The organism is Adlercreutzia sp. ZJ141, assembly GCF_011038965.1.
Classification (GTDB): domain Bacteria; phylum Actinomycetota; class Coriobacteriia; order Coriobacteriales; family Eggerthellaceae; genus ZJ141.
The window spans coordinates 254,631-277,049 of record NZ_JAAKEB010000001.1 but is presented as its reverse complement, the minus strand read 5'-3'; the positions used below and the strand labels follow the sequence as shown (position 1 = coordinate 277,049).

At 56.6% G+C, this 22,419-nt stretch carries 22 protein-coding genes; 21 read left to right on the top strand and 1 reads right to left on the bottom strand.

Features of this window, described 5'->3' with window-relative positions:
• Positions 1 to 392: 392 nt before the first annotated feature.
• The 16 genes from G7Y44_RS01265 (at position 393) to holA (ending at position 15,798) form a co-directional block, all read left to right on the top strand.
• On the top strand, positions 393 to 1,169 hold the full coding sequence (locus tag G7Y44_RS01265) for a DUF5067 domain-containing protein (protein ID WP_165246892.1): 777 nt from the start codon (positions 393 to 395) through the stop codon (positions 1,167 to 1,169).
• Between the two features lie 93 nt (positions 1,170 to 1,262).
• Positions 1,263 to 1,682 (top strand): XRE family transcriptional regulator, encoded by a 420-nt coding sequence (locus tag G7Y44_RS01260; RefSeq protein ID WP_165246890.1) that lies wholly within the window; start codon positions 1,263 to 1,265, stop codon positions 1,680 to 1,682.
• A gap of 81 nt (positions 1,683 to 1,763) precedes the next feature.
• Complete coding sequence (locus tag G7Y44_RS01255) at positions 1,764 to 3,044, top strand: serine/threonine protein kinase (protein WP_165246888.1); 1,281 nt, start codon at positions 1,764 to 1,766, stop codon at positions 3,042 to 3,044.
• Between the two features lie 397 nt (positions 3,045 to 3,441).
• On the top strand, positions 3,442 to 4,029 hold the full coding sequence (pyrR, locus tag G7Y44_RS01250; RefSeq protein ID WP_165044227.1) for a bifunctional pyr operon transcriptional regulator/uracil phosphoribosyltransferase PyrR: 588 nt from the start codon (positions 3,442 to 3,444) through the stop codon (positions 4,027 to 4,029).
• Positions 4,030 to 4,032: 3 nt separating this feature from the next.
• A complete protein-coding gene (locus G7Y44_RS01245) occupies positions 4,033 to 4,977 on the top strand; it encodes an aspartate carbamoyltransferase catalytic subunit (RefSeq protein WP_165246886.1) in 945 nt (314 codons plus the stop codon).
• On the top strand, positions 4,961 to 6,253 hold the full coding sequence (locus tag G7Y44_RS01240; protein ID WP_165246884.1) for a dihydroorotase: 1,293 nt from the start codon (positions 4,961 to 4,963) through the stop codon (positions 6,251 to 6,253). The genes G7Y44_RS01245 and G7Y44_RS01240 overlap by 17 nt, the downstream gene beginning before the upstream one ends.
• A 113-nt stretch (positions 6,254 to 6,366) precedes the next feature.
• A complete protein-coding gene (locus G7Y44_RS01235; protein WP_165246882.1) occupies positions 6,367 to 7,164 on the top strand; it encodes a dihydroorotate dehydrogenase electron transfer subunit in 798 nt (265 codons plus the stop codon).
• Positions 7,165 to 8,109: a dihydroorotate dehydrogenase gene (locus tag G7Y44_RS01230; protein WP_206214371.1), complete on the top strand. Its 945-nt coding sequence runs from the start codon at positions 7,165 to 7,167 to the stop codon at positions 8,107 to 8,109.
• Positions 8,103 to 8,831, top strand: coding sequence for an orotidine-5'-phosphate decarboxylase (gene pyrF / locus G7Y44_RS01225; RefSeq protein ID WP_165246881.1), 729 nt, complete (start codon positions 8,103 to 8,105; stop codon positions 8,829 to 8,831). Before G7Y44_RS01230 ends, pyrF begins: the two co-directional genes overlap by 7 nt.
• 173 nt (positions 8,832 to 9,004) lie before the next feature.
• Positions 9,005 to 9,313, top strand: coding sequence for an integration host factor, actinobacterial type (gene mihF / locus G7Y44_RS01220; protein ID WP_165044217.1), 309 nt, complete (start codon positions 9,005 to 9,007; stop codon positions 9,311 to 9,313).
• Positions 9,314 to 9,318: 5 nt separating this feature from the next.
• Entirely contained in the window at positions 9,319 to 9,891 is a 573-nt protein-coding gene (gmk, locus tag G7Y44_RS01215; RefSeq protein ID WP_165246879.1) for a guanylate kinase, read from the top strand.
• Between the two features lie 7 nt (positions 9,892 to 9,898).
• Positions 9,899 to 10,159, top strand: coding sequence for a DNA-directed RNA polymerase subunit omega (locus G7Y44_RS01210; protein WP_165246877.1), 261 nt, complete (start codon positions 9,899 to 9,901; stop codon positions 10,157 to 10,159).
• A gap of 56 nt (positions 10,160 to 10,215) precedes the next feature.
• The gene (gene thiI, locus G7Y44_RS01205) at positions 10,216 to 11,430 is read left to right on the top strand and encodes a tRNA uracil 4-sulfurtransferase ThiI (RefSeq protein ID WP_165246875.1); all 1,215 of its coding nucleotides are present in this window, start codon (positions 10,216 to 10,218) and stop codon (positions 11,428 to 11,430) included.
• Between the two features lie 279 nt (positions 11,431 to 11,709).
• Complete coding sequence (locus G7Y44_RS01200) at positions 11,710 to 12,465, top strand: ComEA family DNA-binding protein (RefSeq protein WP_165246873.1); 756 nt, start codon at positions 11,710 to 11,712, stop codon at positions 12,463 to 12,465.
• Entirely contained in the window at positions 12,462 to 14,813 is a 2,352-nt protein-coding gene (locus G7Y44_RS01195) for a DNA internalization-related competence protein ComEC/Rec2 (RefSeq protein ID WP_165246871.1), read from the top strand. Before G7Y44_RS01200 ends, G7Y44_RS01195 begins: the two co-directional genes overlap by 4 nt.
• Positions 14,814 to 14,823: 10 nt before the next feature.
• Entirely contained in the window at positions 14,824 to 15,798 is a 975-nt protein-coding gene (gene holA, locus G7Y44_RS01190) for a DNA polymerase III subunit delta (protein ID WP_165246869.1), read from the top strand.
• 134 nt (positions 15,799 to 15,932) lie between these two features.
• On the opposite strand, the gene rpsT is transcribed toward holA, so the two are convergent.
• Complete coding sequence (gene rpsT / locus G7Y44_RS01185; RefSeq protein ID WP_165246867.1) at positions 15,933 to 16,421, bottom strand: 30S ribosomal protein S20; 489 nt, start codon at positions 16,419 to 16,421, stop codon at positions 15,933 to 15,935.
• Positions 16,422 to 16,913: 492 nt separating this feature from the next.
• Here rpsT and lepA point away from each other — a divergent pair, with 492 nt between their 5' ends.
• The 5 genes from lepA (at position 16,914) to hrcA (ending at position 22,385) form a co-directional block, all read left to right on the top strand.
• On the top strand, positions 16,914 to 18,719 hold the full coding sequence (gene lepA, locus G7Y44_RS01180; RefSeq protein WP_165246865.1) for a translation elongation factor 4: 1,806 nt from the start codon (positions 16,914 to 16,916) through the stop codon (positions 18,717 to 18,719).
• Between the two features lie 3 nt (positions 18,720 to 18,722).
• Positions 18,723 to 18,920, top strand: a complete 198-nt coding sequence (locus G7Y44_RS01175; RefSeq protein ID WP_165246863.1) for a hypothetical protein — start codon at positions 18,723 to 18,725, stop codon at positions 18,918 to 18,920.
• A gap of 12 nt (positions 18,921 to 18,932) precedes the next feature.
• The gene (gene dusB / locus G7Y44_RS01170) at positions 18,933 to 19,913 is read left to right on the top strand and encodes a tRNA dihydrouridine synthase DusB (protein WP_256367708.1); all 981 of its coding nucleotides are present in this window, start codon (positions 18,933 to 18,935) and stop codon (positions 19,911 to 19,913) included.
• Positions 19,914 to 19,982: 69 nt separating this feature from the next.
• A complete protein-coding gene (gene hemW / locus G7Y44_RS01165) occupies positions 19,983 to 21,095 on the top strand; it encodes a radical SAM family heme chaperone HemW (RefSeq protein ID WP_165246861.1) in 1,113 nt (370 codons plus the stop codon).
• Between the two features lie 276 nt (positions 21,096 to 21,371).
• The gene (hrcA, locus tag G7Y44_RS01160; RefSeq protein ID WP_165246859.1) at positions 21,372 to 22,385 is read left to right on the top strand and encodes a heat-inducible transcriptional repressor HrcA; all 1,014 of its coding nucleotides are present in this window, start codon (positions 21,372 to 21,374) and stop codon (positions 22,383 to 22,385) included.
• Positions 22,386 to 22,419 lie beyond the last annotated feature (34 nt).

Here is a 22,419-nt window from a genome sequence, read left to right as displayed (position 1 = left end):
ACTACGTGAGCACCGTCGGGCTGAACGAGGCCACGATAAAGAAGTACATAAAAGATCAGGAGGACGGCGGCGGGTTCGACCGGTAAGGTGCGAACGCAGCCCCTTTAGGGGCGGCCGGCAAGAGTGCGCTGGGCCATCGCGGCTTGCCGCCGCCGGCATTCGCGACCCTTACAGGGTCGCCCAATCAAGCCACCGGCTATGCCGGTGGTCATGACTTAGCGCTGAGGTGTTTCACAAATTGCAGAAATCGCATGCTGTGCAACACAGCCACGCCACATCAATCACCCATACAACAACCCTCATCATTAGCTGGCAGCTAATGAAAACGGCCGCGATGATGCGTACCATACGCCTTGCATACAGTTGGCTTCATGATACGAAAGAGGGAAGAAATGGGTACAAATTCGAACTATCAGACGGATCAAACGGGATACCAACCTGCTCAGCAGCAGGCGGCACCTCCTTCGATGACGATCGCAGGCGTGGTTGGACTTATTGCGGGCATTGTTGCTCTCGCTACGTCTTTTATGCCGATTATCAACAACATATCGTTCTTCGTTGCGCTCATTGGGGCTGTCTTTGCCATAGTGGGAATCGTTTCCTCAAGCAAGGGAAAGCGCAGGGGAAAGGCGCTATCCATCGCGGCGCTGATTGTTTCCGCGCTTGCGGTTGTTGTCGTACTCGCTTCGCAGAGCTTTTACAGTGCAGCGATAGATGAAGCTTTTGATACCGATACGAATAATTCAGCTCCTGTCGAAAGCACCGACGATGCGTCTGGTGTAGGCGCGCCCACCGAAGCGCAAAAGAACGAAGCAGCCTCTGCTGAGGTGCCTTATGTGGTGAGCATCGACAATTGCGAACTCACAACCGACTATGAAGGCAACCCGGCAATTGTTGTTACCTACACCTGGACCAACAACAGCGAAAACGCCCAAGCTTTTGATGTAGCAATCGACGATAAGGCTTTCCAGAACGGCGTGCAGCTCGATTTCGCCGTGGTGGACGGCATGGATGCCTCGGCATCGTGGAACGAAGTCAAGCCTGGTTCGACAAACACAGTACAGCAAGCGTTCTTGCTCGATGACCAATCGGATGTTACGATCGAATGCACCGAGCTTTTCAGCTTTGACAACACGATCATTGCCGAAAAGACGTTCTCGGTAGCGTAGGTGCTTAACTGATGGCAGGTACATTCATCATACGTACCACAGTCTAGCGTCGTGAGTGCGCGTAACCCTAAACGGAAGAGAAGGAAACGGCGCGTGAAAGAGCCTTTAACTGATGAGCTACTCGAAGAGCTTTTGAGCGCGCCCGACCCTCACACGTTCATGCGAGGACACCGTTTGCATGCTCGCTCGCTTTCCGACTATCTACAGCAGCTCCTTGACGAAAAGGGTCTGCGCCGCATCGACGTCATTCATGCAGCCGGGCTCAACGAAACATTCGGCTACCAAATATTCACCGGGGCGCGCAAAGCAGGACGCGACAAGGTGCTACAGCTTGCCTTCGCCATGCGCTTGACGCTTCGAGAGACAAATCGCCTGCTGAAGCTTGCTAGTTCAAATGAGCTCTATTGCAAGAACCGCCGCGACGCCATTATTATCTTCTGCCTGACAAACGGGTGCTCGCTGCGCGAAACCGATGACGAACTCTACCGATTCGGGGAAGACACTATCTGCTAATGCGTGGGCAGTAGCGTTTTTGACCACTCAAAGCTAACTGAATCAGGGAATAAGGGAAAGAGAAGCGGGCAATCTGCTACCATGAACGCCATTATGTCTGAGCAGATTTCCCGATATCTCGATTCCCTTGCGCGCGACGATTGCTACCGCGTGGATGCTGTGTTGAAGAAAAGTGCCTTCGAGACAACAGAGCGCGTGTGGTTTAAAGGCGAAAACGGAAGCGAGCAAGGTCCATACATTCGCAAGCGTTTTCAGGATGATTCTGGTTTGGGAAGCGCATACGGCATTCTGCATGAGGCACACATGCAGGGACGGCGCTTCATGCACATTCCTTGCGTACTCGATTGCTATCAGGCAGGAGAGCAGCGCGTTGTTATTATGGAGTATGTTGGAGGCGAAACCCTTAACGACGTGGTGTATCGCTGCGATCCTTCACTTGCGCTTGCGACCGACTTGTTCCCGCGCATCTGCGACGCGCTCATCGAGCTTCACGAGGGGTTTTCGCCACCGCTCATTCATCGCGACTTAAAGCCATCGAATGTTATTGTGTCGGCATCGTGTGTGTTCCTGATTGATTTCGGCATCGCGCGTGAATACAAGACAGATGCTGAATCCGACACCTGCCACTTTGGCACGAGGGGGTTCGCACCTCCCGAGCAGTTTGGCTATGGCCAAACCGATGTGCGCTCCGACGTGTACGCGCTTGGCTTGCTGCTGTTTTTCTGTCTCACCGAACGCATGCCCGACGCTACTGCGCGAGGCGCCAGCTTTGCTGATGCGCGCGTTCCCGAAGCAATACGACGCATCATCGAACGAGCGGCGGCGTTTGATCCGGCCGCCCGCTACGCAACGGTTCGCGAACTAAAGGAAGAGTTTCAGCAAGCGGCATCAGCGGTGGCTGCCACGTCTGTGCCATCGGCGGTAGCTGCTTCGTCCGCGCCGAGGGTGGTGCCGCCCGCTCATTTAGACGTGGTAGCTGTCGTGCGGAATGCGCTTACACGGGGAAGTGAAATTCTTCGCAAACCTATATCGAAAGTTCCCTTTGCGGCAGGTGTTGTGTGGGACGTGCTGCTACTATTGACATTTCTGTTGTTCGCTGCGGCTTCGGTATCGGTTGCCGTAGCGCCTGATCCCAATGAACCTATCGCGAGCGAAACGCTTGCCTACCGCATTGTCGGCTCCGCATCGTTGTTATTCTTCGTGTTCGCCCCTGTGATCTACGCACTTCGTGACCGGCGACCCATCTCTCGTGTGTTTCCAAAGCTACCTCAATTTTCGCGCGGCATCGATGCGCTTCTCGTCGTAGCAGGATTTATTGCGTTGGTAGTTGTCATGTGCGTCCTCGAAATGACTGGAGTATAGGCGCAGGCGTTGCGTATTGGAGCTGGATTCTGTACCGCAACCAAACCCCGGCCAACCGGTCACCGCTGCAAACGGAAGTTTTTTCGCAAATATACGTTTTCTCGCGAGCATCGGACGGTTTGCGTCTATACTGCAAGCGTCCTTTAAAAGCGGTACAGAGAGGCCGACAAGGGAGCACCCGAGCGCTCGCGGAACAAGAGCGCGAAGCGATGAAGCCTTTGTCTGCCGCGGAGGCTTTTTTCATGCCTCGGCGGCAGAAGGTCGAACAAGAGGGATGCAAGCACGTGATTGCGCTCAGTGTTTTGTTCGATATGCTGGGCAAACGGTAACGCAAACCCGCACGCCATCCCGTTCGAACTGGTCAGTCTGTACGCACTCGATGCATGAAGGGGTGTGTATGAGCGACGCAAGTACGGTCAAAAACGTCTGCATGGACGCAGGCGAGATCGAGCGGTCGTTGACGCGCATAGCGCATCAGATCCTCGAGACCAACAAGGGCGCGAGCAAAATCGCGCTTGTCGGCATCGTCACGCGCGGCGATCTTCTCGCCAAGCGCCTTGCCGAAAAAATCGAGCAGATTGAGGGCACCAAGGTGCCACTCGGCAAGCTCGACATCAGCTTCTATCGCGACGATTTCGCGACGTATCTCTCTCCCGAGGTACATTCCACCGACATTCTGTTCGACATCGACGGGCTTGACATCGTACTTGTCGATGACGTGCTGTATTCAGGCCGCACCATCCGCGCCGCACTCGACGCACTCATGGACATCGGGCGCCCGGAATGCGTTCAGCTGGCCGTACTGGTCGACCGCGGGCATCGGCAGCTGCCCATTCGTGCCGACTACGTGGGGAAGAACGTGCCCTCTTCCTCAAGCGAGAGCGTAAAGCTCTACCTGGAGGAAGTCGACGGGCGTTCCGAAGTGGTTATCTCAGAGAACAAGCCGGGAGTGCGTGCAGGTTCCGCTCCCTTGGGAGGCGAATAGACTATGGCTTTCGATCATAAGCATCTGATCGACATCACCGAATACTCGGCTGACGACATCATGACCATCCTCGAGACGGCGGCCCGTTTCAAGGAGGTGAACGAGCGCCGCATCAAGAAGGTTCCTATGCTGAAGGGCTTCACGGTGGTGAACATGTTTAACGAGCCCTCCACGCGCACGCGCTCGTCGTTTGAGATCGCCGAAAAGCGCCTGTCGTGCGACAGCCTAAACTTCGGCGGCAGCTCAACCTCTACAGTGAAGGGCGAAAGCTTGGTCGACACGGTGGCCACGCTGTGCTCTTACAAGATTGACATGATTATCGTTCGCGACCGTCATGCGGGCGTGCCGCGCAAGATTGCAGACGTTTCGGGCGCACACGTCATCGACGCAGGCGACGGCAAGCATCAGCATCCCACGCAGGCGTTGCTCGACCTGTTCAGCATTTGGGAAGCAAAGGGCGACTTCACGGGGCTGAAAGTTGGCATCGTGGGCGACATCGGACATTCTCGCGTGTGCGGCAGCCTGATTCCGGCACTCAAGATCATGGGGTGCGAGGTGACCGTTATCGCACCGCCTACCCTCATGCCGGCTCGCCCCGACGTGCTGGGCGCCGATCATGTGACCAGCAACATCGACGAAGCGCTGCCCGAACTCGACGTGGTGTACATGCTGCGTATCCAGCGCGAACGTCTGGAAGGTGCGCCGTATCCAAGCTTGCGCGAGTACAACATGCTCTACGGCCTCACACAGGAGCGCGAGCACCTTATGAAGTCCGACGCTATCATCTGTCATCCCGGTCCTATTAATCGCGGCGTCGAACTTGACAGCTTCATGGCCGACCATCCGAAGCGCTCGGTCATTCTGAACCAGGTCTATGCGGGTATCTTAACCCGCATGGCTGCACTGTACCTGCTGCTTGGAGGGAGCGAAGATGGCTTTGCTGCTTAAGAATGCCCATGTGATCGACCCGCAGGTTGGTCGAAACGAAACAACCGACATCCTGATCCGCGACGGTAAGATCGCGGGTGTAGGGCGCGACCTTACCATGGAAAAGGGTGTCGAGCGCGATCTTGCTGGCAAGATCGTTGTGCCTGGTCTGGTTGATATGCACGTACATCTGCGTGAACCTGGCTTCGAGCAAAAGGGTGATATCGCCAGTGAAACGCGTGCGGCAGCCAAAGGTGGCTTCACTGCCGTGTGCTGCATGCCGAACACGAAGCCGGTTATCGACAACGCGCTTGGCGTGGAATATGTGCAGGCGCGTGCTGCAGCGGTTGGCAAGTGCCGCGTTCACGTGGCGGGTGCTTGCAGCCAGGGGCTTGCCGGCGAAACGCTTTCTGAGATGGGCGACATGCGTGCGCACGGTGCTGTTGCGTTTACCGATGACGGCCGCGGCGTTCAGGGCGCGGGCATGATGCGTCGCGTGATGGACTACGCCAGCCAATTCGATTGCGCGGTGATGAGCCACTGCCAAGATGAGGACTTAGTGGGCGAGGGTCAGGTGAACGAAGGTGTGGCGTCCACGCGCCTTGGCATGCTCGGCTGGCCGGCGGAAGGCGAAGAAATCCAGATCGCACGCGATATCGCACTATGTCGTCTGACAGGCTGTCCGCTGCATGTTCAGCACCTTTCCACTGCTCGCGGCCTTGAACTGGTGCGCGCCGCGAAAGCCGAAGGACTGCCGGTCACCTGCGAGGTTACCCCGCATCATATGTTCCTCACCGAGGATGCTATCGGTGACGACTACAACACCTTCCTGAAAGTAAATCCGCCGCTACGAACGGCTGCCGACGCGCAAGCGCTCATCGAAGGCGTTGCCGACGGCACGGTTGACGCCATTGTTACCGACCATGCGCCGCACACCCCGTTTGAAAAGGACCGCGAATTTGAGCTGGCTCCCTTCGGCATGACAGGCTTGGAAACCTCGCTGGCGTTAGTGCTTACTAACTTGGTGGCGGCGGGCACGATCACGCTCGAGCGTATGGTCGAGCTGATGGCGGTAGCGCCGCGCGCTATCCTGCGCGTTGAGCCCGTAAAGCTTGAAGTTGGCAGCACGGCCGACCTGACGATGTTCGATCCTGACATAGCTTGGACGGTGGAAGCCGATAGCTTCGTTTCGAAAGCGGGAAACTCCGGGTTTATTGGCGATCAGCTCACCGGACGGGCCACCGATGTCTATGTTGGCGGCTATGCAACGTTGGAGGATGGCCAGATCGTCGAATAATCGTCGAATAACGTGCGGCGGTTGTCGCGCTTGCAATGCGCTCGCATCCGTTACGCACAAGCACAAACGCAGGGTGCTGTCAGTAAGGCGGCACCCAAAGGGAAAGGAAGAATGTGGCGCTTGTCAACGAATGCGCCCGGGTTGTCTCAAATGAGCAGCTTGCGGCAAAGCTCTACCTTATGCGGGTCGAATCGCCCGAAATCGCGCGGTCGATCTTGCCAGGGCAGTTCGTCCACATGAAGATAGCGGGCATGGATGACCATATCCTGCGCCGTCCGTTTTCGGTATACGCACGCAATGCTGAAGAGGGAACCTTCGATGTGCTTTATCAGGTTGTGGGCACGGGATCAGCCCGCATGACCGACATGGCTGCCGGTGCAAACTGCGAGTTCATCGGCCCAATTGGCACGCCATGGCAGCCGCCTACAGGTACGCATCGCGCGCTCGTTGTTGGCGGTGGCGTGGGGGCTGCGCCGGTGTTTATGCTGTGCGAGCACCTGCTTGCTTCCGATGTTGACCTTACTGTTGTGCTTGGTGCCGCTACGCGCGACGCCCTTGTGTGCAAGAGCCGCTACGAGGCGCTGCTAGGGCATGAACCGCGCTGCGCTACCGACGACGGAACCTACGGACGTGCGGGTTTCTGCACCTCGCTTGTGGAAGAGGCACTCGAAGGAGCGAACGCCGCAGGTCAGCCGTACGACTATGTTGCCGTGTGTGGTCCTGAGCCGCTCATGCGCATTGTTGCCCGCATGGCGGCCGATGCGAACGTGCACTGCCAGGTTTCCATGGAGCGCCGAATGGCATGCGGCGTGGGTGCGTGCTTGTCGTGCGTGGTCGAGACGGTCGATGGTCGTCGTCGCTCGTGTGTTGACGGTCCGGTATTCGATGCGAGAAAGGTGGTGTGGGCTTAAATGACTTGCAATTTTCAGCGCAAGCCGCGCGCAACGAGTGTACGCATGTCGGTCAACGTGGGCGGCTTGGAAATGAAAAACCCCGTAACGGTAGCATCGGGCACCTTCGCCGCAGGGCGCGAGTACCACGACTTCGTTGACGTAAGCACACTCGGTGCAGTAACCACGAAGGGTGTGTCGCTTCACGGCTGGGAAGGCAACGCGAGCCCTCGCATTGCCGAAACACCTTCGGGCATGCTGAATTCCATTGGTCTACAAAACCCTGGCGTTGCACACCTGAAAGAACACGATCTGCCATGGCTTTCTCAGGTAGGGGCAACAGTTATCGCCAACGTGTCGGGGCACAGCTTCGACGAATACGTGGCAGTCATTGAAGCACTCGAGGGAGCTCCCGTTGACGCCTATGAGGTGAACATATCGTGTCCGAACGTTGATGCAGGTGGCATGACTATCGGCACCGACCCGAAAAGCGTTGAAGCGGTGGTATCGCGTTGTCGTGCGGCCACGAAGCGCCCACTGATTGTCAAGCTCACCCCGAACGTGACCAACATCGCCGAGATTGCGGTTGCTGCCGAAGCGAGCGGAGCCGATGCCATCTCGCTCATTAACACGCTTCTGGGCATGGCTATCGACGCACACACGCGCAAGCCCTTGCTCGCTCGTGTGGTGGGCGGCTTGTCTGGCCCGTGCGTGAAGCCGGTCGCGTTGCGCTTGGTGTGGGAATGCTCGAAGGCCGTGCGTGTGCCACTCATTGGTATGGGCGGCATCAGCACCGGAACCGATGCGGTTGAGTTCATGCTGGCGGGTGCAACGGCGGTGTCGGTGGGAACGGCGAACTTCGTCAACCCCGCTGCGACAATAGACGTTATCGACGGCATCGCAACATACTGTGAAGACAACGGCGTCAAAGACGTCACGGAACTGATTGGAGCACTGGAATGCTAACGGTTTTCGACAACATCCCGGCACGCGAGCGCATTATTGTTGCGCTTGACTGCGGCATCGAAGAAGCATTCGACCTCGCCGACAAGCTTCAGGGCAAGGCAGTGTGGATGAAGGTGGGCATGACGCTGTTCTACGCGAATGGCCCCGCTATTGTGTATGCGCTGAAGGAGCGCGGGTTTAAGGTGTTCCTCGACCTGAAGTTCCACGATATCCCACATCAGGTGGAAGGCGCTGCGTATTCAGCGGCGGCGAGCGGCGCAGACATGCTGACCATGCACACTGTTGGCGGCGTCGATATGATGATGGCGGCGCAGCGCGGTGCTGAGCGATCAGCAGCCGAGTACGGGCATGAGGTGCCGGCAACGTTGGGCATCACGGTACTCACCAGCATGAACGATGCCGCGCTTGCCGAAACCGGCGTGAGCCGCAGCATGGCCGACCAGGTGGTAGTTCTTGCTGAACAAGCGAAGCGGTCGGGTATATCCGGTGTGGTCGCTTCCCCGAAAGAAGCAGCTCGCTTGCGTGAGATCTTGGGTCCTGAAGCCTACATCGTCACACCGGGCGTGCGTCCTGCGGGTGCCGACAAGGGCGATCAAAGCCGTGTTGCAACGCCTGCCGATGCCTTTGCTGCCGGCGCATCGCACATCGTGGTGGGCCGTCCTATTACACAGGCCGCCGATCCCGCTGCAGCATTCGAGGCAATTGCCGCTGAACTTGCATAACTGATCTGCGTTTTCTCGCCGGAAAGCCGCATGCTCGGGACTTTCCGGCGTTGTTTTCTCTGAGTAATTGTGATGAGCGGCGAGATTTTCTGAAATTGCTTAAACTTTTCAAGAAATTGCAGGTTGAAATGCTATTATCTGGCAATCGTTTGCAATAGAAGGAGAGATACACAATGGCTATTCCCCAACTCAGTCCTGAAGAGCGTCAGGCCGCGCTCGAGAAGGCGAAGGCTGCCCGCATCAAGCGTGCCGAGGTTCGCGAGGAACTGAAGACTGGCAAGCTCAGCCTTGCTCAGGTGCTTGACATGAAGGAAGACGCTGTGGTTGGCCGTATGAAGGTTTCCACGCTTATTGAAACGTTGCCTGGCTATGGCAAGGCAAAGGCTGAGAAGGTTATGAAGGAGTTGCAGATTGCAGAAAGCCGTCGCCTTCGCGGCTTGGGTGAGCGTCAGCAAGCTGCTTTGCTGGAGCGTTTGGGCTAGGTTCCATGCGTAACGGCAACCTGTTCGTTATTTCAGGGCCATCAGGTGCCGGCAAGGGCACCTTGGTGGCCCAACTTATGCAACGCGTTCCTGACGCTTGGCTTTCCGTTTCCGCTACCACACGCGATCCGCGCGATGGTGAAGTGGACGGCGTGCACTATCATTTTCTGACGAACGAGCGCTTTGAAGAACTCATCGCGCAGGATGGTTTTCTTGAATGGGCGTGCTACAGCGGCAGCTACTACGGAACACCACGTGAGCCAGCCGTACGCCATATGGAACAAGGCGTGCAGGTTATTCTCGAAATTGACGTGCAGGGTGCCTTCCAAGTGCGTGAAAAGCTGCCCGAAGCTCATCTGGTGTTCATCGAACCCCCATCAATGGAAGAGCTCGAGCGGCGCCTTCGCGGTAGGGGGACCGAATCGGAAGAGAGCATTCAAAAGCGTCTTCGTGCAGCCGAACTGGAACTTTCGCGCAAAATGGAGTATGATATACAGCTTGTGAATGACAAGCTGGACGAAGCAGCTGACTATTTGGTTGCTTTCGTCAATCAGCAAGCTGAGACTGACAGAGGTTGATGCATAAATGAGTATTATCGATCCGAAGATTGACGTTCTTCTCGACCAGACAGACAATGACCGCTTCCTGCTGTGCACGCTCGCATCGAAGCGCGCACACGACATCAATGACATGATGCGCGGTCAGCGCGATCGAGCCATCAAGCTGCAGACCGCGGTGGAGATCGCTCGCGCCGCCGACAAGAAGCCACTGGCTATCGCATTCGGCGAAATCGCCCGTGGTGACGTTTCCTACGACTCCGCTTCGATCGACGTCACCTATCACTAGGATAACGACAGTGTGCGCGAATGAGCGTTCGCGCACACTCTGTCGCTTGAACCGTCATGACTGAATTCCAACGCATTATTCTCGTGCATTACCACGAGATCGGGCTCAAAGGCCACAACCGCGCGTCGTTTGAAATGCGCCTGTTGAAAAACCTTGAAGCATTACTCGCCGACTATCCTGTGGTGACTATTCACCGCATTTCTGGTCGGCTATTAGTATTTCTACGCGAAGGCACTAATCGCGAAACCGCACTTGCGGCAACGGATTTGATAACGGCGGTACCAGGTGTTGCGCGTGTATCATGCGGGTACAAGTGCGAGCGAGATATGGCTCTTATGGCCGAGGCGGCGTGCACGGCACTTGGCGAGGTGAAAAGCTTCTGCTCGTTTAAGGTGGCTGCCCGACGTAACCACACTGATTTCCCTACGTGCTCCATGGACATGAATCGCCTGATTGGGGCCGCACTGTGCGATGCGTTCCCCGAAAAGCGCGTGCAGATGAAAGACCCCGACGTAACCGTAGGTGTGGAAGTGGTGCAAAACGCTTCATACGTGTATGCGAAAAGCGTGCCGGGTATTGGTGGTCTGCCAGTTGGCAGCTCGGGGCGTGTGATGTGCCTGCTTTCGTCGGGCATCGATTCGCCGGTGGCCCTGTGGAAGCTTGCTCGACGCGGCGCGCTGTGTATGGGTATCCACTTTTCGGGGCGTCCTCAAACCTCCGACGCGAGTGAGTATTTGGTTGATGACATCGCACAGGTGCTCGAACACACGGGATGTGTAGCGCGCGTGTTTGTGGTGCCATTTGGCGACTACCAGCGCAAAATCGCACTATCGGCACCGCCTGAGCTGCGCATTATTATGTACCGACGGCTCATGTTTAAAATTGCCGAACGCGTGGCAAAACGCCAGCGTGCAGGAGCACTGGTTACGGGAGAAAGCCTCGGTCAGGTGGCGTCGCAGACACTCGACAACATCCGCGCAACCGACGATGCCGTTGATATGCCGGTGTTTCGCCCGCTGATTGGCACCGATAAGCTGGAAATCATCGCAGAGGCAAAACGCTTGGGTACCTTCGATATTTCGTCGCAGGATGCCCCTGACTGCTGCACGTTGTTTATGCCGCGAAACCCCGAAACTCACGCGAAGCTTGATGCGGTACGTCTCGCTGAGGCGGCGCTTCCGATTGATGAGTGGATAGAGGAAATCTTAGAGAAGGTAGAATGCCGGGAATACCACTGTCCCGCCTGCTCACCGAAGAGCGCTGCGCGTTAGCACATTATATGAGTTCTTATTCTCCGTACATCATCTGTACGACCTGAAACGCTCGTTCGTGAAGCAATGATCTTTGTCGATTGCTTGTGTGATCTGGGATATTAGATTCCTGCAAGATTTCTGCAAGAAAACCGTTGGAAGCCTGCTGTTTTTGGCAGGCTTTTTCATGCGTTTGTACAAATTCGCGACAGAATAACGTTCTTCGTAATGTAGAAATCTGCTACGCATCGCGAGTACTTGACAGATAAGCTCCTGACAGTACGGAAAGGAGCTGCGCACATGTCGTTTCAAGAGCAAGCGGAAAGCATTCGGGCAAAAGCCCATCTAACGGGAACAAAGCTGCCAGTGCTCGTGGGTATCACGGCGATCGCGCTGTGTGTGGTAACACTCGTATCGTTTGGGCTGTTGCGCGCATGCACGAACGATGCGTTTTCCATCAACGTTGCAGAAGGAGCGACCGCCCCAGAAGCGCAAGCACCCGAACAGAACACCAACGACAAAAACGGCACAGAAAACGCCAAAGACGCTTCTTCAGCCGGTTATTCCGCCAATGACACTCAACCAGCCTTCATTTATGTCCACGTGAGTGGTGAAGTTACTCAACCAGGTGTGATCGAACTCGCAGAAGGCGCACGAGTGTTTGACGCGGTGGAAGCGGCAGGCGGTTTTACCGAAAACGCGGCCACGTCCTCGGTGAACCTTGCGCGTGTGCTGCAAGATGGGGAGCAGTTGTACGTCGCAAGCCTTGAGGAAGCGGTACAGGGGGCACCAGGCGGAGCTCCGAGCACATCGGGTGGCGGGGCGGCAAAGAGCTCAAATCCTTCTGCATCGGCAGCGCAGGGGACACTGGTGAACCTGAATTCAGCTGATGTAACCGAATTAGAATCACTTCCAGGTATCGGCGAAAAAACAGCGCAGCGCATCGTAGATGATCGCGAAGCGAATGGCCCCTTCGCTTCGGTTGACGACCTGACGCGTGTGTCGGGTATCGGTGAAAAGAAGCTTGAGGCCATTCGGGAATTTGTATGCGTGTGAGTGACACATCTCAGCTGCCCACTGCATCCGCTCCGCGGCCCGACGTGCCGCCATTGCTGTCGTTCTCGCTTGCCCTCTGGCTCGGTGCTGCGCTTGCCTACAACGGCGCTCAAGCCGCGACCGCGCGAAGCTGCTTTGTTGTAGCCATAGTAAGCGCGGTACTTTGCCTGGTGGCGCTGCTTATACATTGGAAGGCGGTGCGGGCGTTACCAATGTTGCTTGTTGCGGGCTTGCTCGGCGGTGCGGGGTGGGCTCTCTCGTGCGGTGGTTTACTGCATGGAGACGAAGCTCGCACGCCCACTGGTGGCACAATCGAGCTGCGCGCGATAGAAGACGCACGCGACTTTGGCTTTGGTCCTGTGTTCGCAGCCGAGGTGCTCACTGGGGACGGAGCCGGTTTACATGTGCGAGCGTGCCTGCCCGAAGGCGCGCAAACGCCGTTGTATGGTAATCGGGTGGTGGGCGACGCTTCATGGAGCAATGTTGGAGAGTCGGGGAAAGATCGCGCATGGTCGGCTGGTCTGTCGCACGACATAAAACTGAGCTCATGTGAAATCAAACAAGAGCAAGGGGTTTTCTCAGCCATATCAACGGTTCGCACCCGTGCGATTTCGATGCTCAACGTACAAGCAGAACCTGGCACGGAATCGGGTTCTGCGCTGCTTCAAGCGCTCTTGTGTGGGTATCGGGGTAACTTATCCGACAGTGCTCTGTACGATGCGTTCAAGACAACCGGCCTTGCGCACCTGGTGGCTGTTTCCGGTGCCCACCTCAGTATTGCTTCGATGGCGTTCGGCATCGTGTTACGGAAGCTTCGCACAGGACGAGGTGTGCTTATCGGAGCGCAGGTGCTGTTTCTGGCGTCGTTTCTTGTTCTGACCGGCTGTTCTCCTTCGTCAGTGCGAGCTGCCATTATGGCAGGTGCGTCGCTTCTGTCGTTTTTTGCGGGCAAACGGCATGCATCGCTTGCGGCAGTGGGCTTGGCAGTAGTGGCGTTCATTCTACTGGATGCGAAGAATGCGGTATCGGTGTCGTTCACGTTGTCAGCGTTGAGTACTGCTGGCATTGTCATGTTCGCGCCGCTGTTTTCAGGGTGGGTTGACCGCGTGCAATTCGCACCGATTCGTGTCGCTTGTGGCCCGGTTGTTATTACGCTTGCATCATCGGTACTCACCGGTGCGTATTCGGCGGCACTCTTCTCGCAGACGTCGCTTGTCGGCCCACTTGCCAACGTGCTTACTGCGCCGTTTTTCCCGGTGTTGTGCGTTGGTGGGTACGTAAGCTGTGCGGCCGGACTCGCGTTTCCTTTCACAGCACATGCCTGCGTGGGAGCAGCGTGTGTTGCGGCAACATGGTTCAACAATTTGGTTCAAGCATGTGCCGCCATACCTCATGCAGCCATTCCGATATACGCAAATCCGGCGGTGTGTTTGGCGGTTTCGGGCGCTTTTGCTGCGGCACTATGGATGGCCTGGCCAACGAGGGTTTCGGCGCGCACGGCATCAGCGCTTCTTGCCGGCGCAGTTGTGCTCTGCGTGGTGCCGTGGGCGGTGTCTGCGCGATGCTCTGACGAAGTTGTCATGCTTGATGTGGGACAGGGCGACGCATTTCTGGTGAGAAGTAAAGGAAGCGCGGTACTCATCGACACGGGAACCAACGACGCAATGTTGCGCGAGGCACTTGCCCGGCATCGGGTTCTCTCGCTTGATGCGGTTATTATCTCGCACGGGGACGACGATCACATGGGATCACTCGAGGATGTAGCGAACGTGGTAGAAATCGACAACGTGCTGGTGGCAAACGACGCCTTTTCCTGTGCTTGCGATTCCTGTGAGCGTCTGCTTCATGCAGCAAGCTTGGCGGCACGTGATGGCTCGGTTTTAGGACTTTCGCCAGGAGACGAGATCGAGGTAGGCAATTTCTCCTTGTCGGTAATATGGCCCGACTCATTTTCCGATGAAGGGGGCAATGCTGACAGTCTGTGCTTGTTAATGACGCATAACGTAAGCTCCACCGACGCCACGCGCTCAGCAACAATGTTATTCACAGGAGATGCTGAAGCTGAGCAGCTCGAATACATGATCGATGAAGAGCATATAGGAAACGTTGATGTCCTCAAGGTTGGCCATCACGGTTCGCGTGCGTCGCTGACCGACGAGGTAGCACGTGAACTTTCGCCGAACATCGCACTCATAAGCGTAGGCGAAGGTAATCGGTACGGGCATCCAGCCGACGAGTGCCTTGCCATACTTGACGGTGTTGGCGCACAGGTGTTTCGCACCGACGAACAGGAAGATGTTTCGTGCACGTTCGAAAACGATGGCACAGTGCGGGTTCAGGTGGGATAGAATCGCTGCCATGGCCAATGCTTCCAAAGACACTCCGCTGCTTCCTGTGTACCTCATTGTTGGTGAGGACGCTTTGAAGCGCGATGCGGTACTGAAACGGTTACGCACGCGACTTGAGTCGAAGGGTGACCTGGCGTTCAACTCCGATACATTCGACGGTTCCACAGCGGTGGGCACCGACATCGTTTCTGCCTGCAACACAGTTCCATTTGCCAGTGATGTTCGCTTGGTAGAGGTGAAAGCCGCAGATCACCTTAAAGAGGCAGATATCGACGCGCTGGTATCTTACGTGAAGAATCCGTGTGCCACCACGGTGCTCGCCCTTGTTGCCGACAAGATGGCCAAGAACAGGCGGTTGCGCAAGGCGGTTGCTGCCGTAGGGAAGAGCTCAGTCATCGAATGTACGCCATTGAAGCGCTACGAGCTGCCCAAAACCGTGCGCTCCATGGCAGTGTCGCATGGTTTTACTATGACCGATCGCGCGGCAAGGCTGCTCGTTGATCTTGTTGGTGAGGACACGGTTCATCTCGATGCCGAGGTTCGCAAGATCGCGCTCGCACATTTTGGCAAACGAACGGTTGACGAGCGCGACGTAACGGCAGTTGTGCAGCGTACTGCGGAAGCGAAACCTTGGGAGTTTGTAGACGCCTTCGCTTCGCGCGACATTCGTGCTTGTATGGATTTGTTCGGACGGATGAGTTCTGCGTCGCCTTATGCGCTCATGGCAGCGTGCACGGCACGGGTGCGCGAGCTAATCTGCGTCCAATCGCTCACTAAGCGCGGGCAGGGCATAAGCGTTGCCGATGCTCTTGGTATGCCTGACTGGAAAGTGAAACATCATGCCGCGTGGGCGCGGGGCTTCACAGAGCGCGAGCTGAGGTGTGCTCTCATATCGGCATGCGATGCAGAGCGCGCCATGAAAAGCGGAGCCGACGCGCGCACGGCGTTTCTTGATTGGGCGCTTTCGGTAATTGTCCGAAAGTAATTGGCGCCGACTTGTGTCGACGCCAATTACTTTCATAGGATATCTCTGTAACGCTTTGAATGTGTGCGTGGTCTTTCGAGCCTCTCGTGACTGCCGTAAACGACGTTATTCAGCCCTCGTCTCACCTATAAACGCTATTCGGCAGCCTCTTCGCCTTCGGCAGCTTCGGCCTCAGCGGCTTCCTTCGCCTTGCGGGCAGCAGCCTCAGCCTCCATCTTCAGCTGCTTCTCACGACGAACAGCCTTTTCCTCGGCAGCAGCGACTACGGCAGCATGCTTAGCAGCCTTGCGGGCGGCCTTCTTCGAACCGGTCTTCTGCGGCTTCGGCTCCGGCTTCACATACGCGGCACGATCGGCGTCGGTAACCACGGTGTTTGCGAGCATCATGATGCCCGACTTACGGTTGGCGGCCTGGTTCTTGTGGATAACACCCTTGGAAGCGGCCTTATCCATCAAACGGCAAGCGGCCAGTGCGGCAGCATACGCCTCGGCACCATTGCCGGCGGCCACAGCGTCCTTCACGCGACGGGTAGCGGTCTTCAGCTGCGACTTGACGGCGCGGTTGCGCATGCGGCGCTTCTCGTTGGTGATAATACGCTTCTTCTGGCTCTTAATATTTGCCATGTCGTTCTCCTTCGAAACGATGCGGAACAATACGTGCGAACCGTCGACGCGTGTCGTTTCCCCATCCGAGAACCGGCAGAGCGAAAGCATATGCAGTGTGTGGAGGTGAAGGAAGGCAAAGAACGCGCAACCACAACGTGAACAGCCGCCCTACAGCGAATGCACGTGCGCGCGATCTCGTTGGCAAGCCACTGGTTTTCCGACTCACCGCAGGCCTTCGGCCCTCCAGCAACGCACATCCTTCATGCAGCCATGTCTGCGGATTCGCGGATAGGGAATATCGCGCGCAGGTGTCGCTGGTTTACGCAAGTCGATAGATTATCAAACTGAACGGGAAAAATCCATTTATTCTTCCGAATCAACGTTTTTCCATATTGAAAACGGAACCGCACGCAATCCATAGGTTAGAATATCGCAACATTGACGCTTTGCGCCGCCGAAGATTTCGTCATCGGCTGGTTACATGAATAGAGTTGATCGAAAGATAAGGTTATGGCGAACGACCCAACGCATATTAGAAACTTTTCCATCATTGCGCACATCGACCACGGTAAGTCGACGTTGTCCGACCGCGTGTTGGAACTTACAGGCACCGTGGCCGCACGCGACATGCAAGCGCAGCTGCTCGACTCCATGGACATCGAACGCGAGCGCGGCATCACCATCAAAAGCCAGGCGGTGCGTGTGAATTACACAGCCGATGATGGTGAGGAATACCAGTTCAACCTTATCGACACGCCCGGTCATGTCGACTTCACCTATGAGGTGAGCCGAAGTTTGGCCGCATGCGAGGGCGCTGTACTTGTAGTCGATGCGACACAGGGTGTTGAGGCGCAAACGGTGGCTAACGCCATGATGGCTATGAACGCGAACTTGGAGATTATTCCGCTCATCAACAAGATCGATCTGCCTGCTGCCGACCCCGACCGCGTGCGGGCCGAAATCGAGGATGGCCTGGCCATTCCCGCCGACGATGCGGTACTTGCAAGCGGCAAGACAGGCGAGGGCGTACACGACATGCTCGAAGCGGTGGTCTACGGCATCCCTGCACCAACTGGGAAGGAACATGCCCCCTTACGCGCGCTCATCTTCGACAGCTACTTCGATGCCTACCGCGGCGTGGTAGCACTTATACGCGTGGTTGACGGTCACATTGCGAAAGGCGATCGCGTGCGTATGATGGCCACCGGTGCCGAGGTGTTAGTTGAGGAAGTTGGCGCGCGCCGCCCTGCCGAAACGCCATTACCCGAGCTAACTGTGGGCGAGGTGGGATATCTGGTCACGGGCCTTAAAGACGTCCGTCAGGTGAAGGTGGGTGACACCGTAACCGCCCTGCACGGTGGCGTCGACGAGCCACTGCCGGGCTATCGCGAGGCGAAACCAATGGTGTACACGGGTTTGTTCCCCATTGATGGCGACCAGTACGAGCCATTAAAAGAAGCACTTGAGAAGCTATCGCTGAACGATCCGGCACTTGTCTGGGAACCCGAAAAGTCACATGCACTGGGCTTTGGCTTCCGCGTGGGCTTCTTAGGGCTATTGCACATGGAAGTTATCAAGGAGCGCCTCGAGCGCGAGTTTGGGCTTGACTTGCTGGCCACCGCGCCGAGTGTTGAATACCGTATACACAAGCAGGCAGGTGAAATAATCACGATTCATTCGCCCCAAGAAATGCCTGATCCTGGCGAGATCGTGATGGTGGAAGAACCGTATCTGAAGGCGAAGATTCTCATTCCGCCCGACTACGTGGGCGCGGTGATGGACCTTACCGTACAGCGCCGCGGCACCTTCGTTACGATGAACTACCTTTCACAAACCACAGTGGAGATGCTGTGGGAGATTCCGCTATCCGAGCTTATCTTGGACTACTTCGACAAGCTCAAGTCGAGTACGAAAGGCTACGCCAGCCTCGACTACGATTTCGCAGGATACAAGCCATCCAAGCTGGTGAAACTAGATATTCTATTGTCGGGAAAACCAATCGATGCGCTGTCGTTTATCGTGCACAAAGACAAGGCGTACGATCGCGGACGGGTACTGTGCGAGAAGCTGAAGGAGATCATTCCGCGGCAACTCTTCGAAGTGCCCATTCAAGCTGCTATCGGCGGGCGCGTGCTGGCGCGCCAAACGGTGAAGGCGAAGCGTAAAGACGTGCTTGCGAAATGCTACGGCGGCGACATTAGTCGTAAACGTAAGCTGTTAGAAAAGCAGAAAGCCGGTAAAAAGCGCATGAAGGCCATCGGCAATGTGGAAGTGCCCCAAGAGGCGTTCATGGCGATTCTAAAGGTGGACGATTAGCCCATGACAAGAAAACGCGAAGAATACGACTGGCTCAACGACCCCTTCGACGAGAAAAAATGCGCCGAAGAGCTTCAGCGCGCCCGTGGATCAAAGGCAACGGGATGCCTGGTTGCCTTCGTCGCCGTAGTGGCGGTTGCGCTGCTCGTCGCGCTCGGTATGGGCGTTATTGGCGCGCTGAGTAGCGGGCTTAGTTTCTAGGGAACGCGACGCGTGACGTTGTTTGGGAAATACAATGTGCTGCTCGCGCCCATGGCGGGCGTGAGTGACATCGCGTTTCGCACGCTGTGTCTGGAACAAGGAGCCGATCTGGCGTTTACCGAAATGGTGTCAGCGAAGGGGCTATCGTACGCCAACGAGAAAACCCGCAACCTGCTGGCGCTGGCCGCAGGGGAGAAAAGCGTTGGTGTGCAATTATTCGGCCATGAACCCGACACTATGGCAAGTCAAGCGGCGTGGATTGAAGACGTGATGGGTCAGACGCTTGCGTACTTGGATATCAATATGGGCTGCCCCGCGCGCAAAATCGTAAGCAAGGGTGACGGCAGTGCACTCATGCGCGAACCCGATCTTGCGGCCAGCATCGTGCGGGCGGTAAAGAAGGCTGTCAGCCATCCGGTGACGGTGAAATTCCGGCGTGGCTGGTCGATAGGCGACGAAACGGCACCACAGTTCGCACAGCGCATGGAAGATGCCGGTGCCGACGCGCTTGCTGTGCATGGGCGCTACGCCGAGCAGCTGTACCGCGGCAGTGCCGATTGGGACACCATCGCGCGTGTGAAGGATGCAGTTCGCGTACCGGTTATTGGCAACGGAGACGTGCGAAGCGGTGCCGACGCCGTGCGCATGCGTGACGTGACCGGCTGCGACGCCATTATGATTGCGCGTGCTGCTGAGGGGAACCCCTGGTTGTTCTCCCAGGTAAAAGCGGCGCTTGCGGGCAACAGCGAACCATGTACACCAACCGTCGAGCAGCGCTTACGCATGGCGCGTCGCCATGCCCAGTTACTGTCACAACGTGAGGGTCGAAACATCGTGCGTATGCGCAAGCATGCCATGTGGTACGTGGCGGGCCTGCCGGGCGCGGCGTGCGCGCGCGAGCGCATCAACCACTGCTCAACGCTTTCGGATTTCGACGCTGTGTTCGATGAGCTGCTAGAAATCGCTGAGGGAAGCAACGCGGAGCGCAGGTAAGAAACGCTAGCTGGTTTCGCCAGCCCTAAGCTTACCGAAAAGCACCGCGTTAACAGAAAGGACCCACACATGCCGCATGATCCGTATAAGGCGCTCTACCTTCATCTGCCGTTTTGTGTGCAGCGCTGCGGCTACTGTGATTTCACGACGCGCGCTGTTCCAACCGGTTCGACCGAGATCGACGAGTACGTGGAGGATTTGTGCTTGCAAATCCGCCGTAAGGCGAAAGAAGGCGAGCTCGCCGAGGTGAAAACAATATACATTGGGGGTGGCACACCGAGCCATGTTGGCACCTCAAGGTTGTCTATGCTGCTGTACACCTTGTCGCTTTCCCTACGGCTTGAGCCAGACGTAGAGTGCACCATGGAAGCGAACCCCGATAGTCTAACCGAGCGTATGGTGCGCGACATCTGGGCGCTGGGCGTAAACCGCTTATCTATCGGCGTGCAAAGCTTTAATGACAGCTTATTGGAAACGCTTGGTCGCGCACACAGCGCCGACGATGCCCGGCGCGCCATTGTGGCGGCGCAAGAGCGCTTCGAGAACGTGAGTATCGATCTTATGTGCGGACTTCCTGGTCAGAGCGCCAATAACTTCCGCGCAAGCTTGGAGGAAGCCGTCTCGTTGGGCGTTACACATATAAGCGTGTATCCACTTACTATTGAAAAACATACGCCATTCGCGCGCATGGTCGCGTGTGGTCAGTTGGAAGAACCCGACGATGATGTAGAAGCTGAGCACATGGAGCTAGCAGAAAAGGTACTCGGACAAGCGGGGTTTACGCGCTACGAGGTTGCCAGTTACGCTCGTCCAGGTTTCGAGAGCAGGCACAATACGGCATACTGGACAGGCGTGCCGTATTTAGGACTCGGGCTTGCGGCCACCACTATGACGCAGAATTCAAACCGACGGATGCGCATGCAGGACGGGCAGGTTACCGATGATCTTGACGCGCGGCAGATGGCGGCAGAAGACCTGATGCTTGGCATGCGTATGTCACGTGGAGTAAGCGACGAGCGCGTTGCTGCGGCAAGCGAACTTCTGCCCGACGTGCGTACAACATTTGAAGAGCTTGCTCGCGATGGTTTGGCTGTGCACGAGCACGGGCGTTGGAAGCCAACCAAAACAGGGTGGCTTTGCGGCAACGAATTATACGGCCGTTTGTTCGACCTTGCACCGTAAAGCATTACCTGGGGCTACATTCATCTCGCTGGGTTCTGGCAATCCCGCTGGCAACCCTTTAGAAACCCCATTCATATTCATGTCGAATTCGCGCGTTTCAAGCCCGAATGTGGCGCTCGCGTTGAATTTTTCCTCGCTGACCATTCATATTAGCACTCGCGCTTGTCGGCTGCTAAAATAGCGTTTCACATACAACGTCGATCGCGCCAGTGTCTTAACGGAGGGACGCTGCGGGCGGTCGTGGCATGTTTTGGATTCGACGCAAAGGGAGGTGCCATGCTTTCTGACCGGAGACAACGCGTTCTAGCAGCGCTTATAGAGGAATACGTGGCCCGCGCGCTTCCCGTTGGGTCGCGCACACTCGTGGAGCAATACCAGCTGGGTGTGAGTTCAGCAACGGTGAGAAACGAGCTATCGGTGCTCGAAGAAGACGGCTACATCACGCAGCCGCACACCTCGGCGGGTCGCATTCCTACCGACTACGGATATCGCGCCTTTGTTGACCGCCTGTTTCAGCAGGGTCTTCTGCCACAGGAGTCTCCGTATGCCGCAGCGGTTGAACGCATGCGCGCCAGCGCCGCCGAGCTCGATTCGCTACTTGAACAAACCTCGCTTGCGCTTTCTCGCTTCACCGACTGCCTTTCTATTGTTATTGCGCCAAGTGTTATGGACATGCGCATCAAGCAGATATCGGTGATCTCACTGTCGCCGCGCAAAGCACTTGTAGTGGTGGTCACTGAAGACGCGCGTGTATTTAACCGCCAGATGGAGTTCTCAACCGACATTTCACCTGATGATCTTGCTCGAGTACAAACCCTGCTCGCCGAAATGTTCTCGGAGCGCTCGCTTCACGAAATGGAAGAGCGCCTGGCACATGGCTTCAGCACGGCAGTTGCCGACCCACTCGTGCGCATGGTTCTCGAAGAAGTACTCTCATGCCTGCAAGAGGGCGAACTCTCGCGCGCTCGCAGACTCGGTGTAAGTTCACTTTTGTCGAAACCCGAGTTCAGCTGCTCGCAATCGCTCATTCCGGTGATGGAAGTACTCGAGGATGACACTGTGCTTCTGCAAATTTTTGATGATGCGGCACATGCAGGAAGTGCGTTACCAACGGTGCATATCGGAAGCGAAAACGTGGCGGCGGGTCTCTCGGGCGTATCGGTGGTTGCCAGTAGTTACGGCGAAGGCGCGGCAACCGGCGTTGTGGCAGTTGTTGGCCCTACACGCATGGACTATTCGAAGGTCATTCACGCGGTGCAGGTTGCAAGCGCCGCTTTACAGGATAGATAGCCGAATCTTCACACGGCAAGGAAAGGTAACGTTT

Bases quoted from the DNA above. Each gene is read 5' to 3' on its own strand.
- holA (WP_165246869.1), top strand. From the start codon at position 14,824: ATGGCCAATGCTTCCAAAGACACTCCGCTGCTTCCTGTGTACCTCATT.
- G7Y44_RS01255 (WP_165246888.1), top strand. From the start codon at position 1,764: ATGAACGCCATTATGTCTGAGCAGATTTCCCGATATCTCGATTCCCTT.
- G7Y44_RS01200 (WP_165246873.1), top strand. From the start codon at position 11,710: ATGTCGTTTCAAGAGCAAGCGGAAAGCATTCGGGCAAAAGCCCATCTA.
- G7Y44_RS01240 (WP_165246884.1), top strand. From the start codon at position 4,961: ATGGCTTTGCTGCTTAAGAATGCCCATGTGATCGACCCGCAGGTTGGT.
- G7Y44_RS01245 (WP_165246886.1), top strand. From the start codon at position 4,033: ATGGCTTTCGATCATAAGCATCTGATCGACATCACCGAATACTCGGCT.
- pyrF (WP_165246881.1), top strand. From the start codon at position 8,103: ATGCTAACGGTTTTCGACAACATCCCGGCACGCGAGCGCATTATTGTT.
- lepA (WP_165246865.1), top strand. From the start codon at position 16,914: ATGGCGAACGACCCAACGCATATTAGAAACTTTTCCATCATTGCGCAC.
- G7Y44_RS01210 (WP_165246877.1), top strand. From the start codon at position 9,899: ATGAGTATTATCGATCCGAAGATTGACGTTCTTCTCGACCAGACAGAC.
- G7Y44_RS01175 (WP_165246863.1), top strand. From the start codon at position 18,723: ATGACAAGAAAACGCGAAGAATACGACTGGCTCAACGACCCCTTCGAC.
- rpsT (WP_165246867.1), bottom strand. From the start codon at position 16,421: ATGGCAAATATTAAGAGCCAGAAGAAGCGTATTATCACCAACGAGAAG.
- thiI (WP_165246875.1), top strand. From the start codon at position 10,216: ATGACTGAATTCCAACGCATTATTCTCGTGCATTACCACGAGATCGGG.
- mihF (WP_165044217.1), top strand. From the start codon at position 9,005: ATGGCTATTCCCCAACTCAGTCCTGAAGAGCGTCAGGCCGCGCTCGAG.
- hemW (WP_165246861.1), top strand. From the start codon at position 19,983: ATGCCGCATGATCCGTATAAGGCGCTCTACCTTCATCTGCCGTTTTGT.
- G7Y44_RS01265 (WP_165246892.1), top strand. From the start codon at position 393: ATGGGTACAAATTCGAACTATCAGACGGATCAAACGGGATACCAACCT.
- gmk (WP_165246879.1), top strand. From the start codon at position 9,319: ATGCGTAACGGCAACCTGTTCGTTATTTCAGGGCCATCAGGTGCCGGC.
- hrcA (WP_165246859.1), top strand. From the start codon at position 21,372: ATGCTTTCTGACCGGAGACAACGCGTTCTAGCAGCGCTTATAGAGGAA.
- G7Y44_RS01230 (WP_206214371.1), top strand. From the start codon at position 7,165: ATGACTTGCAATTTTCAGCGCAAGCCGCGCGCAACGAGTGTACGCATG.
- pyrR (WP_165044227.1), top strand. From the start codon at position 3,442: ATGAGCGACGCAAGTACGGTCAAAAACGTCTGCATGGACGCAGGCGAG.